Origin of the sequence: Mycolicibacter virginiensis (assembly GCF_022374935.2) — a bacterium.
Taxonomy (GTDB): domain Bacteria; phylum Actinomycetota; class Actinomycetes; order Mycobacteriales; family Mycobacteriaceae; genus Mycobacterium; species Mycobacterium virginiense.
In genome coordinates this window covers 3,314,200-3,328,071 of the sequence record NZ_CP092430.2, presented here as the reverse complement: position 1 = coordinate 3,328,071, position 13,872 = coordinate 3,314,200, and the positions used below count along the sequence as shown (strand labels likewise).

15 protein-coding genes are annotated in these 13,872 nt (G+C 65.5%); 11 read left to right on the top strand and 4 right to left on the bottom strand.

Features of this window, described 5'->3' with window-relative positions; all coding sequences use genetic code 11:
* Nucleotides 1-121: 121 nt before the first annotated feature.
* Entirely contained in the window at nucleotides 122-1,597 is a 1,476-nt protein-coding gene (locus MJO54_RS16130; RefSeq protein ID WP_046284475.1) for a cytochrome P450, read from the bottom strand.
* Nucleotides 1,598-1,714: 117 nt separating this feature from the next.
* On the opposite strand from MJO54_RS16130, the gene MJO54_RS16125 reads away from it, so the two are divergent.
* Nucleotides 1,715-2,365 (top strand): TetR/AcrR family transcriptional regulator, encoded by a 651-nt coding sequence (locus tag MJO54_RS16125; RefSeq protein ID WP_064888507.1) that lies wholly within the window; start codon nucleotides 1,715-1,717, stop codon nucleotides 2,363-2,365.
* Between the two features lie 38 nt (nucleotides 2,366-2,403).
* A complete protein-coding gene (locus MJO54_RS16120) occupies nucleotides 2,404-3,279 on the top strand; it encodes an SDR family oxidoreductase (RefSeq protein WP_046284474.1) in 876 nt (291 codons plus the stop codon).
* A gap of 13 nt (nucleotides 3,280-3,292) precedes the next feature.
* Here the strand turns inward: MJO54_RS16120 and MJO54_RS16115 are convergent, their stop codons facing one another.
* The gene (locus tag MJO54_RS16115) at nucleotides 3,293-4,471 is read right to left on the bottom strand and encodes an AAA family ATPase (RefSeq protein WP_046284487.1); all 1,179 of its coding nucleotides are present in this window, start codon (nucleotides 4,469-4,471) and stop codon (nucleotides 3,293-3,295) included.
* A gap of 154 nt (nucleotides 4,472-4,625) precedes the next feature.
* On the opposite strand from MJO54_RS16115, the gene MJO54_RS16110 reads away from it, so the two are divergent.
* Nucleotides 4,626-6,035 (top strand): sensor histidine kinase, encoded by a 1,410-nt coding sequence (locus MJO54_RS16110; protein ID WP_064888492.1) that lies wholly within the window; start codon nucleotides 4,626-4,628, stop codon nucleotides 6,033-6,035.
* Here the strand turns inward: MJO54_RS16110 and MJO54_RS16105 are convergent.
* Nucleotides 6,005-6,685 carry a response regulator transcription factor gene (locus MJO54_RS16105; protein ID WP_046284472.1) on the bottom strand — a complete coding sequence of 227 codons (681 nt, stop codon included), beginning with the start codon at nucleotides 6,683-6,685 and terminating at the stop codon, nucleotides 6,005-6,007. The two genes, MJO54_RS16110 and MJO54_RS16105, sit on opposite strands and share 31 nt — an antisense overlap.
* A gap of 81 nt (nucleotides 6,686-6,766) precedes the next feature.
* Here MJO54_RS16105 and MJO54_RS16100 point away from each other — a divergent pair, with 81 nt between their 5' ends.
* The 8 genes from MJO54_RS16100 (at nucleotide 6,767) to MJO54_RS16065 (ending at nucleotide 13,114) form a co-directional block, all read left to right on the top strand.
* Entirely contained in the window at nucleotides 6,767-7,438 is a 672-nt protein-coding gene (locus tag MJO54_RS16100; RefSeq protein ID WP_064888493.1) for a DedA family protein, read from the top strand.
* 400 nt (nucleotides 7,439-7,838) lie between these two features.
* Complete coding sequence (locus tag MJO54_RS16095; protein WP_046284470.1) at nucleotides 7,839-8,078, top strand: redoxin NrdH; 240 nt, start codon at nucleotides 7,839-7,841, stop codon at nucleotides 8,076-8,078.
* 58 nt (nucleotides 8,079-8,136) lie between these two features.
* Complete coding sequence (nrdI, locus tag MJO54_RS16090; RefSeq protein ID WP_064888494.1) at nucleotides 8,137-8,595, top strand: class Ib ribonucleoside-diphosphate reductase assembly flavoprotein NrdI; 459 nt, start codon at nucleotides 8,137-8,139, stop codon at nucleotides 8,593-8,595.
* Nucleotides 8,562-10,733: a class 1b ribonucleoside-diphosphate reductase subunit alpha gene (nrdE, locus tag MJO54_RS16085; RefSeq protein ID WP_046284468.1), complete on the top strand. Its 2,172-nt coding sequence runs from the start codon at nucleotides 8,562-8,564 to the stop codon at nucleotides 10,731-10,733. Before nrdI ends, nrdE begins: the two co-directional genes overlap by 34 nt.
* A gap of 26 nt (nucleotides 10,734-10,759) precedes the next feature.
* Nucleotides 10,760-11,536: an NUMOD3 domain-containing DNA-binding protein gene (locus MJO54_RS16080; protein WP_082957262.1), complete on the top strand. Its 777-nt coding sequence runs from the start codon at nucleotides 10,760-10,762 to the stop codon at nucleotides 11,534-11,536.
* Nucleotides 11,537-11,670: 134 nt separating this feature from the next.
* Complete coding sequence (locus MJO54_RS16075) at nucleotides 11,671-12,084, top strand: VOC family protein (protein ID WP_240175176.1); 414 nt, start codon at nucleotides 11,671-11,673, stop codon at nucleotides 12,082-12,084.
* A 297-nt stretch (nucleotides 12,085-12,381) separates the two neighbouring features.
* The gene (locus tag MJO54_RS16070) at nucleotides 12,382-12,699 is read left to right on the top strand and encodes a DUF732 domain-containing protein (RefSeq protein WP_152665919.1); all 318 of its coding nucleotides are present in this window, start codon (nucleotides 12,382-12,384) and stop codon (nucleotides 12,697-12,699) included.
* A gap of 31 nt (nucleotides 12,700-12,730) precedes the next feature.
* Nucleotides 12,731-13,114 (top strand): VOC family protein, encoded by a 384-nt coding sequence (locus tag MJO54_RS16065; RefSeq protein ID WP_082108257.1) that lies wholly within the window; start codon nucleotides 12,731-12,733, stop codon nucleotides 13,112-13,114.
* Between the two features lie 7 nt (nucleotides 13,115-13,121).
* Here MJO54_RS16065 and MJO54_RS16060 read toward each other — a convergent pair whose 3' ends face one another.
* Nucleotides 13,122-13,796, bottom strand: coding sequence for a winged helix-turn-helix transcriptional regulator (locus tag MJO54_RS16060; RefSeq protein WP_046284466.1), 675 nt, complete (start codon nucleotides 13,794-13,796; stop codon nucleotides 13,122-13,124).
* Nucleotides 13,797-13,872: the final 76 nt, after the last annotated feature.

Genomic DNA, 13,872 nt, shown 5'->3' with positions numbered 1-13,872 from the left:
CTCATCATCGTCGGGTCAAATTTGACGCCTGTCAAGTTTCCGGCGCGGCGTGCTGCGGTTCCGGGGGAGTGCTGGGTGCCATCGGGCCGGGCCGCGCACGTCTCGCGCAGCGGCCCGCGGCTTAGAGCCGGCGCAGGACGATCGGCATACCGTCCATCGGGATCGGCATTCCGCCGTAGTCCCAGCGTGGCGTGTAGTTCGGGTGGGATAGCTCAATCCGGTACTGGCGCAGCAGCCGGTGCAGCACCGTCTTGACCTCCAGGCGGCCGAACACCATCCCGATGCACTTGTGCGCCCCGCCACCGAACGGCGCCCAGGCGTAGCGGTGCTTTTTGTGCTCGGACCGCGGCTCCAGGAAGCGCTCCGGGTCGAACTGGCGTGGGTTGGTGTACAGCTCGGGCAGCCAGTGGTTCATGCCGGGCCAGGTGACCACGTTGGTGCCGGCCGGTACGTAATGACCCAGCAGATCGGTGTCGCGCACGGTCTGGCGCATGTTGAACGGCAGCGGCGTCACCAGCCGCAGGGACTCGTCCATCACCAGGTCGAGGGTCTCCAGCTTCTCCAGCGACTCGATGTCCAGCGGGCTGTCGCCGAGCCGCGTCGACTCGTCGCGCGCCCGCTCCTGCCACTCCGGGTGCGCGGCCAGGTGGTAGATCATCGTGGTCACCGTCGAAGTGGTGGTGTCGTGGGCGGCCATCATCAAGAAGATCATGTGGTTGACGATGTCGGCGTCGGAGAAGCTGTTGCCGTCCTCGTCGGAGGTATGACACAGCACGGTCAGCATGTCGGTGCCCTCGGCCTTACGACGCTCTTTGACCCGCTCGGCGAAGTAGTCCTCCAGCAGTTTGCGGCCCTGCAGACCCTGCCACCACTTGAACGGCGGCAAGCCGGTCCGGATGATCGCGCCGCCGGCCCGAGTGGTCTGCTCGAATGCGCGGTTGACCTTGGTGACCAGCTGGTGGTCGCTGCCCGGCTCGTGGCCCATGAACACCACCGAGGCGACGTCGAGGGTCAATTCCTTCATCGCCGGATACACCAGGAAACGGCCGTCGTCGGTGGGCCAGTCGGCGACGATCGCCGAGGCCACCCGGTCGATGTCCTCGACGTAGCTGGCCAGCCGGGGCCGGGTGAAGGCGGACTGCATGATCCGCCGATGGCCCATGTGCTCGTCGAAGTCCAGCATCATCAGGCCGCGGTTGAAGAACGGCCCGATGACCGGGAGCCAGCCCTTCTGTGAGTAGTCCTTGTTCTTGTTGGTGAAGATCGTCTGGGTGGCGTCGGGGCCCAGCGCGACGATCGACGGCAGGATGGGCGAATCGGCGAACGTGATGGGCCCCCGGGTGTTGTACAGGTGCAGCGGGAAGTCAGGTCCCTGGCGGAACATCTCGACGATGTGACCCAGCAGCGGCAGTCCCGAGTCGCCGACAATGGGCTTCAGGTCGCTGCCCGGCGGCGGCGTGGCCAGCGTCCGCTGTGGCCAGTCAACCGTCATCAGCCGCTTTTCCAGCAATCCCATCCCGGGGATGGTGTTCATGGTCGGGATGAACCGGCGTTTTGCCTGGTCGAGCAGGTAACGCGGGGTGCTGATGGTGGTCACAGACGCTCCTCTAAATGCCCGGACAGGTTGTGGTAACCGTCACTTGGCCCTAATCCTTGAAGTAAGTTTGACGCCTGTCAAGTTTGATTCCGGCGCGGCGTGGTGCAAGGTGCAAAGGTGAATAGCGAGGTTGACGCGGGTGGGCAGTCTGCCGACGATCTGCCGTTGCGGCGGGGCGACAAGCAACGTCAGGCGATTGTTCAGGCGGTTCGGGAACTGCTGGAGGAGAAACCCTTCGCGGAACTTTCGGTCAGCACCATCAGCGACCGGGCCGGAGTGGCGCGCTCGGGGTTCTATTTCTACTTCGACTCGAAATACGCCGTGCTCGCCCACATCCTGGCGGAGGCCACGCACGAGCTCGAAGAACTGACGCACTACTTCGCGCCGCGGGGTGCCGACGAATCGACGGAGGCATTCGCCCGGCGCATGGTGGGCAGCGCAGCCGCGGTCTACGCCCACAACGATCCGGTGATGTCGGCGTGCAACATGGCGCGCAACAGCGACGCTGAGATTCGGGAGCTGCTCGACGCTCAGATCGATGCGGTGATCGACCAGATCGTCGGCGTGGTCAACGACGAGCTCGCCGCCGGGACCGCGAACCCGATCAGCGACGACATCCCCGCGCTGGTGCGGACCCTGGGCGCCACCACGGCCTACATGCTTTCCGGAGACAGTGCCTTCGTGGGCCCCAGCGGTGATGTGAGTCGTGGTGTGCAGGTGCTCGAGGCGTTGTGGCGCAACGCGCTGTGGGGCGGCGGCAAGACCTAGCGGGGATCGCAACGGTACCGCCGGTATCGTCTGCACCCATGACACGCGTAGCGCAGTACTACCGGGGCAAGCGGTGCTTCATCACCGGAGCGGCAAGCGGGATCGGACGGGCCACCGCATTGCGGCTGGCTGAGCATGGTGCCGAGCTCTACCTGACCGACCGCAACGCCGAGGGCCTGGCCGAAACCGTCGCGGACGCACGCGCTCTGGGTGCTCTGGTACCCGAGCACCGGGTGGTCGACATCGCCGACTACGACGACGTCGCCGCTTTCGCCGCCGACATTCATGAGCGGCATGGGGCGATGGACGTCGTGATGAACATCGCCGGGGTGTCGGCGTGGGGGACCGTCGACCGGTTGACCCACCAGCAGTGGCGAAAGATGGTCGACATCAACCTGATGGGCCCGATCCACGTCATCGAATCGTTCCTGCCGCAGATGGTCGCCGCCGGCCGCGGCGGGCGCCTGGTCAATGTGTCCTCGGCAGCCGGAATCGTCGCCTTGCCCTGGCACGCGGCCTATTCCGCCAGCAAGTACGGCCTGCGTGGAGTGTCGGAGGTGCTGCGCTTCGATCTGGCTCGGCACAAAATCGGGGTGTCGGTGGTGGTTCCCGGCGCGGTCAAGACCGGGCTGGTCAACACCGTCGAGATCGCCGGCGTGGACCGCGAGGACCCGCACGTGGAGAAATGGGTGGGCCGTTTTGCCGGCCATGCCGTGTCGCCGGAGAAGGCGGCCGAGAAGATCCTGGCCGGGGTGGCGCGCAACCGCTACCTGGTCTACACCTCCGGAGACATCCGGGCGCTGTACGCGTTCAAGCGGCTGGCCTGGCTGCCCTACAGCGTGGCCATGCGGCAGGCCAACGTGCTCTTCAGCCGGGCACTGCGGCCGTCGCGGGAATCGCTGCGCAGTTCCTGAGCCGCCACAGGGCTCAGCGGCTGCCCCAATCCCATGCCGGGGTGTTGAGCAGCCCCAGGCCGGCGACCCGCGTCTCGCCGAAGTCTTTGTAGACCTCGATCTCTGCGGTGTCGTGACGGTCGGCTTCGGCGATGGGCACCGCGGCGAGCAGCTCCGGCATGGTGCGCGCGTGGGTGACCACTATGACTTGGGTTCGGGTGGCGGCGGCCCGGATGAGTTCGGCCAGCGGCGCGACCAGGTCGGGATGCAGTGACGTCTCGGGCTCGTTGAGCACCATCAGCGACGGCGGCTGTGGGCTCAGCAGGGCGGCGGCCCACAGCAGGAACCGCAGGGTGCCGTCGGACAGTTCGGCGGCGCGCAACGGCCGCAGCATGCCCCGTTGGCGCAATTGAAGGTCGAACATGCCGTCCCGCGAGCTGACCGCCAGCGACGCCCCGTCGAACGCGGCCGCGACCGCACGGTCCAGCTCGTCGTCACCGGACTCGATGATGGTCTGCACCGCCGCGGCCAGATCGACACCGTCGCCGGCGAGTACCGGTGTACGCGTACCGACCTGCGGCCGTCGCACCGGTGCGCCGGCATCGACCCGGAAACCGTCGTAGAAGCGCCAGTCCCGCAGTCGGTCGCGTACCGCGGCCAGTTCCGGATGTGCGGCGGGGTGGGCGAATTCGGCGAGCACACTGCGATAAGTGGGCAGGGCCCGCGACAGTTCCTCGACGCCGGAGTCCGTGCTGAACTGCGCGAAAGCCCGGGTGCGGCTCACCAGGGTGGCACCGCGCCGCGGCACCGCCCCGGCGAACACGATCTCCCGTTTGATCTCTGGATCGTGGGCGAACGCCGACGCCTGCGCCGGGTCCTGCGGCAATCCCAGGTCCACCAGGTAGCCGAAATCGTCAGAGGCGAAACCCATCTCCAGCGAGACCGGCCGGGTGCGCACGCTGCCCTCGGCGGCGCCGCTGCGGCGCGCTTCGCCGAGTTGTTCGGGGCCGGCCCACAGCACCGATTCCAGGCCGCCTTCGCGAGCCAGCGAGCCGATCACCTCGCCACGCCCGCAGTCGGCCAACAGTCGTAGCGCCCGGTACAGCGACGACTTGCCGGTGCCGTTGGCCCCGGTCACGACCGTCAGGGGACTCAACGGCAGCACCAGCTCGCGCAGCGAGCGGTAGCCACGCACAGCCAGCGTCGAAAGCATGCCCGGCAGGTTAGCGGGTGCCTCCGACGTGGTGGGCGTGGTGAGAAAACTCGCGGTGCTCAGTGCCATCACAGCGGCGGCGGGCGACGATGACGGGCATGCTGTGTCGATATGCGATGAACCGGGAGGCGGGGTGAGAGGCGATACGCACCGGATGCGGGCCGTCATCAAGCGGGTTCGATCGCTGTACAGCGGAGTTCGGACCCGGACGGCGCTGGCCGCCGCGGCGGTGATGACGGTCTGCCTCGCGATCGCGGGCGGGCTGCTCCTGTTGGTGCTGTATCGGTCGCTGGAATCGACCGCCGAGACCGCGGCCGGTCTTCGTGCCGAACACATCGCCGCCCAGCTGCGGTCCGGTGACTTCGACGACCTGGAGTCGGCGTTGCTGGCCACTGATGGGCACATCGCCGTCGTGCAGGTCGTCGGGGCGTCGGGCGTGATCCGGGCCGCCTCCAACGGCGCCCCCCGATCGCCGCTGGCCGCGGTTACCCTCGCCGACGGTCAAGCGCGCTATGTGGGCCGCGTCGAATCCGCCACCGGTGAGGAATATTGGGTATCGGCGCGTGGTGCTGCCGCCGACGAAAGCCCGGTCACCGTGCTGGTGGGGGTGGACCGCGAACCGGTCGAGGAGATCGTGACCGTGGTGGGTGTGCTGTTGGCGGTGGGCGCGCCGATTCTGATCGTGCTGGTGGCGGCGGGAACGTTCCGGCTGGTGGGCGCCGCACTGCGGCCGGTGGAAGCGATCCGCACCCGGGTGGCGTCGATCTCGAGCGCTGATCTGACCGAGCGGGTGCCGGTGCCCCGAACCCACGACGAGATCGCCGAACTGGCAACGACAATGAACGCCATGCTGGCTCGCCTGGAGCACGGCAGAGCCGCCCAGCTGCGTCTGGTCAGCGACGTCTCGCACGAACTGCGCAGCCCGCTGGCCACGATCACCACCGCGCTGGAGTTGGCCAGTGCCCGGCCCGAGTTGATGGACCGGGCACTGATCGACGAATCGCTTCTTCCGGAATCACACCGGATGAGCCGCCTTCTCGAGGACCTGTTGCTGCTGGCCCGCTCCGATGAAGGGGCACTGGGATTGCGGGGCGAGGACGTCGACGTCGACGATCTGTTGGCGGCCGAGGCGAACCGACTCGGCGGCGGCTCGGTCAACGTCGCGACCGACATCCGGGCCTGCCGGGTCACCGGCGACCGTGCCGCCCTGGCCCGGGTGATTCGCAACCTGGTCGACAACGCGGCACGGTATGCGCGCAGCACGGTGACGCTGAGCTGCCGTCCGGCCCCGGACGGCGTGGTCATCACGATCGCCGACGACGGTCCGGGGATCCCGGCGGCCGACCGGGGTCGGATCTTCGAACGGTTCGTCCGGCTCGACGCGGCCCGCGCCCGGGCATCGGGCGGCACCGGACTCGGCCTGGCGATCGTCGCGGAGGTGGTGCGTGCCCACCGCGGAACCGTGGCCGTGGACGATGCTGCCGGCGGTGGTGCGGTATTCACCGTCGCACTGCCGCAGCAGGGTCCACCCGATCAAGAGTCGATGTCCGAGCGCAGGCGGTAGCCGGCGCCGCGCACCGTCTCGATGGTGGCGAGCCCGAATGGCGCGTCGATCTTGCGGCGCAGATACCCGACGTAGACCTCGACGACGTTCTCGTCGCCGGTGTAGTTCGTGTCCCACACCGAGCGCAAGATGTCGGCCTTGGTGACGACGTCATCCTGGTGTCGCATCAAGAACTGCAGCAGCCCGAATTCTCGCGGCGTCAACGTGATCACCGTGTCGCCGCGGGTCACCCGGCGACGAGCCGGATCCAGTGACAGGGTGCCCGCAGTGAGCACCGTCGGACGTGCCGGGGCGCCTCGGCGCAGCAGCGCGCGCAGCCGCGCCACCAGCACGACGAACGAGAACGGTTTGGTCAGGTAGTCGTCGGCACCGATATCGAAGGCATCGGCCATGTCGTACTCGCCGTCCTTGGCCGACAACATGAGTACCGGCGTCCACACCTGCTGCGCCCGCAGCTCGCGGACCACCTGGTAGCCGCTGAGGCCGGGCAACATGATGTCCAGCACGATCACGTCGTAGTCGCCGGTGGTCGCGGCGGCCAGGCCGTCTGCACCGTCGTGTTCGATGTCGACGACGAAGCCCTCGGCCGCCAGTCCACGACGCACGGTCTCAGCCAGCCGGGCTTCGTCTTCGACCAGCAATATCCGCACGACACCAGTACAGCAGAGCTCGGCCAGCTCGCCCGCCGCGTTCTCAGCGGTCCCACAGCGCCTGGCGGACAAGCTGGCGCCATGACCGGAATTACTACCAACCCAGACACCTTGATCGCCACGTTCGGTCTGTTGGGCGTGCTGGCGGTGGTGTTCGTCGAGACAGGTCTCTTAGTGGGCTTCTTCCTGCCCGGCGACTCGCTGTTGTTCACCGCGGGTGTGCTGGCCGCTCAAGTTCACCCGGCGGTTCCGATGTGGCTGCTGGTCTTGACGGTGCCGGCCGCCGCGATCGCCGGCGACCAGTGCGGCTATCTCCTCGGGGCCAAGGCAGGGCCGGCCGTACTGGAGACGCGGGGCGCGCGACGGCTCGGCCGCCACCAGGTGGAACGCGCCCAACGCTACTTCGCCAACCACGGCAAGGCCACCGTCTTCCTGGCGCGCTTTGTGGCAGTGGCGCGGACTCTGACGCCGGTGCTGGCCGGGGCGTCGGGAATGCGCCACCGCACCTTCACCGCCTACAGCATCGCCGGCTCCGTGGCCTGGGGTGCGGGCGTTCCTTTGCTGGGGTATCTGCTGGGCGGCATCGGGTTCGTCCGCGCTCACCTTGACCTGGTTCTGTTGGCGGTCATCGCAGTCTCGCTGGTCCCGGTGCTGCTGGGTGTCGTGGGCGGCCGTCTGCGGCGGCACAACACGCGTCCGGCTCCGCTCAACGCCGCGAATCCGCCGGAGTCGGTACCTGCCGGGATGCGCTGAGCCGCGGGCCGGAAAGCTTTGCTGGCCGGCGGTCGGCGGCCGCTGGCCCCACTCACTTGTCGGTGTCGAGTGGTAGACCTGCGGTTATGAACAACCAGACGTATAAATGTGAGCTGCGACACGCCGACGCGGATGGTGTCGCAAGCTTACGACCAGCGAATTTCAACAATGTCGTTCAGAACATCTAGTATTAACCCCGAGGGATGACCACTAGGTGTAGTGTTCGGGGGACCGACAGGCCCGGGATCTTCCAGTTATCCGGGCCGCGGCAACCGGCACCTATCAGGTGCTCTGCCACGGCTGCGGAGCTGGAGAACGGAAAGTCCTGGCGGCCCGCTGAAACGTAGTGCCCGATCCGTCATCCGTTCGTTGTCGACGATTCGCTGAGGAGCCTGCCGCCATGAGCATCACTGTCTACACCAAGCCCGCGTGCGTGCAGTGCAACGCCACCTACAAGGCGTTGGACAAGGAAGGCATCGCTTACGAGAAGGTCGACATCTCGCTGGACCCCGAGGCTCGTGACTACGTCATGGCGCTGGGCTACCTGCAGGCCCCGGTCGTGGTCGCCGGCGACGAGCACTGGTCGGGGTTCCGGCCGGACCGCATCAAGGCGCTGTCGCAGACCGCGCTGAGCGCGTAGAGGCCGGTCGTCGGGTCGGGTACGGGTGGAGTCTGACTGAGAGCTGAAGGGGGTCGCCATGTCTGCGGATTCGGAATGCAGCCTGGTGTATTTCTCTTCGGTGTCGGAGAACACCCACCGCTTCGTCCAGAAGCTGGGCGTGCCGGCCATCCGGATCCCGCTGCACGGACGCATCGAGGTCGATCACCCCTATGTATTGGTCCTGCCGACCTACGGCGGCGGCCGCCAGCAGCCCGATGTGGACGACGGCGGCTACGTGCCGAAGCAGGTCATCGCTTTTTTGAACAACGAACACAACCGGGGACTGCTGCGCGGCGTGATCGCGGCCGGCAACACCAACTTCGGTGCGGAGTTCTGCTACGCGGGCAACGTGGTGTCCCGCAAGTGCGGAGTGCCGTACCTGTATCGATTCGAATTGATGGGAACCGACGAGGACGTACAAGCCGTCCGCGCGGGCTTGGCTGATTTCTGGAAGGACGAGGCATGCCACCAACCGCTGCAACTGCAGAGCAGGTAACCGCAACCACCCGCAGCGCTCCGGTGGGCGAGCTGGACTTCCACGCGCTCAACGCGATGCTCAATCTGTACGACGCCGACGGCAAGATCCAGTTCGACATGGATGTGCTGGCGGCCCGTCAGTACTTCTTGGAGCACGTCAACCAGAACACGGTGTTCTTCCATAATCAGGACGAGAAGCTCGACTACCTGATCCAGAAGGAGTACTACGAGCGCGAGGTGCTCGACCAGTACTCGCGCAACTTCGTCAAGTCGCTGCTGGATCGGGCCTACGCCAAGAAGTTTCGGTTCCCGACCTTCCTGGGGGCGTTCAAGTACTACACCTCCTACACCCTGAAAACCTTCGACGGCAAGCGCTACCTGGAGCGGTTCGAGGACCGGGTGTGCATGGTGGCGCTGACCCTGGCCGCCGGTGACACCAAGCTGGCCGAGCAACTCGTCGAGGAGATCATCGACGGCCGCTTCCAGCCCGCCACCCCGACGTTTTTGAACTCCGGCAAGAAGCAGCGCGGCGAAGCGGTCAGCTGCTTTTTGCTGCGCATCGAAGACAACATGGAGTCGATCGGCCGATCGATCAACTCCGCCCTGCAGCTGTCCAAGCGTGGCGGGGGAGTGGCGTTGCTGCTCAGCAACATTCGCGAACATGGCGCCCCGATCAAGAACATCGAGAACCAGTCTTCCGGTGTCATTCCGATCATGAAGCTGCTGGAGGACTCGTTCTCCTACGCCAACCAGCTCGGCGCCCGTCAGGGTGCCGGTGCGGTGTACCTGCACGCCCACCACCCCGACATCTACCGTTTCCTGGACACCAAGCGGGAGAACGCCGACGAGAAGATCCGGATCAAGACGCTGAGCTTGGGCGTGGTGATCCCCGACATCACCTTCGAGCTGGCGAAGAAGAACGAGGACATGTACCTGTTCTCGCCCTACGACGTCGAGAAGTTCTACGGGGTGCCATTCGCCGACATCTCCGTCAGCGAGAAGTACTACGAGATGGTGGACAACGCGGCCATCCGCAAGACCAAGATCAAGGCGCGCGAGTTCTTCCAGACATTGGCCGAGCTGCAGTTCGAATCCGGCTACCCCTACGTCATGTTCGAGGACACGGTGAACCGGGCCAACCCGATCGCCGGCAAGATCACCCACTCGAACCTGTGCTCGGAGATCCTGCAGGTCTCCACCCCCTCGGAGTTCAACGACGACCTGTCCTACTCCAAGGTGGGCAAGGACATCTCCTGCAACCTCGGCTCGCTCAACATCGCCAAGGCGATGGATTCGCCCGACTTCGGCCAGACCATCGAGGTCGCGATCCGGGCGTTGACCGCGGTGTCGGATCAGACCCACATCTGGTCGGTGCCGTCGATCGAGCAGGGCAACAACCAATCGCATGCCATCGGGCTGGGCCAGATGAACCTGCACGGCTATCTGGCCCGGGAGCGGATCTTCTACGGTTCCGAAGAGGGCATCGACTTCACCAACATCTACTTCTACACGGTGCTGTATCACGCGCTGCGTGCGTCGAATCGCCTTGCCCTGGAACGGGGTACGTCATTCGTCGGCTTTGAGGATTCCAAGTACGCCTCCGGAGAGTTCTTCGACAAGTACACCGAGCAGGTGTGGGAGCCCAAGACGGAGCGGGTCCGGCAGCTGTTCGCCGATGCGGGCATCCGGATTCCGGGTCAGGACGACTGGCGCCGGCTCAAGGAATCAGTGCAGACCCACGGGATCTACAACCAGAACCTGCAGGCCGTTCCGCCGACCGGATCGATCTCCTACATCAATCACTCGACGTCGTCGATCCACCCGATCGTGGCGCGGGTCGAGATCCGCAAGGAAGGCAAGATCGGTCGGGTCTACTACCCGGCTCCCTACATGACCAACGACAACCTGGAGTACTACCAGGACGCGTACGAGATCGGTTACGAGAAGATCATCGACACCTACGCTGCGGCCACCCAGCACGTGGACCAGGGGTTGAGCCTGACGTTGTTCTTCAAGGACACCGCGACCACGCGCGACGTCAACCGGGCTCAGATCTACGCCTGGCGCAAGGGAATCAAGACGCTGTACTACATCCGCCTGCGGCAGATGGCGCTGGATGGCACGCAGGTGGAAAATTGCGTCAGCTGCATGCTGTGACGGCTGGTCGCTGAAGGCCGGGTCCGGTGCCCGTCGGATCGCCGGGCGGAGGCCTGATCTACGGGGTCAGGCTGCGATCGGATTCGCGGTACCGCTATGTCGGCCTCACGACCAAAAGTGCGCAAGTACGGCTTTGTCAGCATGTGAAGCAAGCCGTTGCCGGGAGGAAGACCCCGTTCTACGACTGGTTGCGTGAGCAGGATCGCGACAGTGTGATCGTGGATCAGCTGGATTGGGCGGATGACCTCGGCGAGCTCGGTGAGGCCGAGATCGCGTGGATAGCCCTCCTTCGGCAGGAGGGGCATCCTTTGCTGAATATTGCGGCTGGTGGACTTGGGCCGACGGGAGTGCAATGGACCGCGGCGATGCGGGAGGCAGCGAGGCTCCGATCGACCGGTCGTAAGGTTCCTAGCCGCTTCGGCGAGGAGAATCCGTTCTATCAACGGGAGCACTCCGCGGAGCAACGGGCGAAATGGTCAGCCGCACGCAAGGGCACAAACATCGGCCCTGACAATCCGAACTACCGGAAGTTTGGTGCTGACCACCCCAGCTTCGGCCACGTAATGTCGGCGGAGGCGAAGGCCAAGCTCTCCGAGATGAGGAAAGGCGCCGGAAACCCAAATTTTGGGAGAACCGCGAGCAAAGAGACCCGCGCCAAGATGTCAGCGGCGAGGAAGGGTCGCCCAATGCCGTCGAGTCGACGCAGCGCTCATACGCGCTATCACACGAACAAGGGCGTCATTAGGGACACGTGCCCGTACTGCCTTGATGAGCAGGCGCAGCTGCCACCGCCATCTGATTAGTTACATTCGAAGGGGCAAGTGACTGGCTCGTATCCCCACGACGGGCGCGCAGGAGTTGAAGCTTTTAGTGGATCGCCGCAAAGTTATTGTGGCGCAGTGGACGGCGGTGACTAGCCGGCTGTTGTGGCGGGTACATGAATTACCACGTCGGCCCCGTGTTCCTCAACGACATCTGCGCCGCGTTGTCATCAACCGCCTGCACACTGATCGCCAAACTCGACAAACGCCTAGCCAACCAGCAGGGGCTTGGCGCAGGAGAAACAGTGACCCGGATCAGGCCGTTTCTGATGTTCCAGGGCGGGACTGCCGCCGCCGCGATCGAGATGTACCTGGCTGCGTTCCCGGGTGCTTCGGTGGTGTCGTCGACCCCGCGCCCGGAACCGGCTACCGGCATCGTGTTGGCCGAGCTCGACCTGGCCGGGCTGCGAGTGCTGGTCGGCGACAGTGCGGTTAAGCACGGCTTCGGCTTCACCCCGTCGAGCTCGCTGTTCGTCGACGTCGCCGATCGCGCGGAGCTGGAACGGCTGGTGGCCGAACTGGGCAAGTGATCAGCCGACGGCGCGCCACGCCATATCCGGGTCAGGGCGCGCAGGCCGGTCGCTGACCGGGCTGATTCACCAATTCCCCAAACCATGTCAGCTCAGGAGACGAGGCCGAAGGAGACGATCGCTTTCACGAGCCGGAACACTCAGCCGAAAAACGTCGGGTCTGGCGGCCACGCTCATCGCCACCCGTTTATGCTGAATGTGAAAGTCCTGAACGAACCAGTTTCGGCATTCACTTCTGTGGGGTGGGCCGAGGAAAGGCGTCACATGACCCCAATTAAAGCCAGGTACTCGCGGTTCATGCTCGCAGCAATCCTTCTCTTGGCCCTCCCGTCGCTGGCCGTTGGTACCGCACACGCCGACGCCAACAGCTACCTCCGTGAGGTGCACAACACGGTGCGGGTCCGGTTAAGGGATAACCAGGCGCTGCAATTGGGTTATGAAGCGTGCCACGTCCTGCGCAAGGGGACGGACGGAAAGACGACCCCGCAGTCACGCGGTGAGGCTGCTCAAGTCGTCAGCAGGGCAGCACGCAAGTTGGGCGTGAACCGCCACGACGGCTTGGATCGCGGAAGCGTCAGCCGTCTGGTTGATGCCGCCGAACACTACCTGTGTTGATCGGCCATCCGAAGTATCTAGGCTGGGCGCCGTGACCCGGATCAGGCCGTTTCTGATGTTCCAGGGCGGGACTGCCGCCGCTGCGATCGAGATGTACCTGGCTGCGTTCCCGGGTGCTTCGGTGGTGTCGTCGACCCCGCACCCCGAGCCGGCTACCGGCATCATGTTGGCCGAGCTCGACCTGGCCGGGCTGCGAGTGCTGGTCAGCGACAGTGCGGTTAAGCACGGCTTCGACTTCACCCCGTCGAGCTCGCTGTTCGTCGACGTCGCCGATCGCGCGGAGCTCGAACGGCTGGTCGCCGAGCTGGGGGAGGGCGGCGCCACCTTGATGCCGCTCGGTGACTACGGCTTCTCCACCGCGTTCGCCTGGGTCAACGACCGATTCGGGGTGTCCTGGCAGCTCAACCTGCCCTGAGCGATGGTCAGGCCGGCCGCGGGACCGAAGCCGCTCTGCCCTGCCCGAGCCATGCCGGGATGGCTCGACGCACATCGGCGGGCCCCGACAAGGTGACACTGCCGTCGTGCATGGCGTGTGACCAGCCGACGTCGCCACGCCAGATCCGGGTCAGAACCCGCAGGCTGGTCTCAACAGTCCCGGTCACCTCGTAACCGGGGTCGAAGTCGCACACCTCGGCTTCACCGTTGGCGACCACCAGCCACCACCGAGAGGCCTTAGCCGCCACTCCGTCGAGAATGAACTCCAACGTGGTGCGCGACCGCGGCCAGTCACCGACCGGAATGGTGCGGCGGATATCCCAGAACAACAGGTGGGGGTCGAGGTCGGCGTCGCCGAGATCGCTGATCCAGCGCACCCCCCACGCGGTGAGCGCATCCACCGCACCGGCCAGATCCTGCCCACATCGGGTAAGGGAATACGTTGCACGACCGTCGATTTCGGTGCGTTCAATGACGCCGGCGCGGGCAAGTGACTTGAGTCGCTTGGACAGCAGCGCCGGCGACATCTTGGGCACACCGCGGCGCAGATCGTTGAAGTGGGTGCTGCCGAGCAGCAGTTCCCGAACCACCAGCAATGTCCAACGTTCGTCGAGCAACTCCATGGCCTTGGCCATGGGACAGAACTGGTCGTATCCCGCCATCTGCGTGCCTTTCGTGGATCGCCCGAATTATGGTCTCGCAGCCGGCCTGGCCAGTACAGATCTGGAACTGGATGCC

Bases quoted from the DNA above. Each gene is read 5' to 3' on its own strand.
- MJO54_RS16120 (WP_046284474.1), top strand. From the start codon at position 2,404: ATGACACGCGTAGCGCAGTACTACCGGGGCAAGCGGTGCTTCATCACC.
- MJO54_RS16115 (WP_046284487.1), bottom strand. From the start codon at position 4,471: ATGCTTTCGACGCTGGCTGTGCGTGGCTACCGCTCGCTGCGCGAGCTG.
- MJO54_RS16110 (WP_064888492.1), top strand. From the start codon at position 4,626: ATGCGGGCCGTCATCAAGCGGGTTCGATCGCTGTACAGCGGAGTTCGG.
- MJO54_RS16100 (WP_064888493.1), top strand. From the start codon at position 6,767: ATGACCGGAATTACTACCAACCCAGACACCTTGATCGCCACGTTCGGT.
- MJO54_RS16095 (WP_046284470.1), top strand. From the start codon at position 7,839: ATGAGCATCACTGTCTACACCAAGCCCGCGTGCGTGCAGTGCAACGCC.
- nrdI (WP_064888494.1), top strand. From the start codon at position 8,137: ATGTCTGCGGATTCGGAATGCAGCCTGGTGTATTTCTCTTCGGTGTCG.
- nrdE (WP_046284468.1), top strand. From the start codon at position 8,562: ATGCCACCAACCGCTGCAACTGCAGAGCAGGTAACCGCAACCACCCGC.
- MJO54_RS16075 (WP_240175176.1), top strand. From the start codon at position 11,671: ATGAATTACCACGTCGGCCCCGTGTTCCTCAACGACATCTGCGCCGCG.
- MJO54_RS16070 (WP_152665919.1), top strand. From the start codon at position 12,382: ATGCTCGCAGCAATCCTTCTCTTGGCCCTCCCGTCGCTGGCCGTTGGT.
- MJO54_RS16060 (WP_046284466.1), bottom strand. From the start codon at position 13,796: ATGGCGGGATACGACCAGTTCTGTCCCATGGCCAAGGCCATGGAGTTG.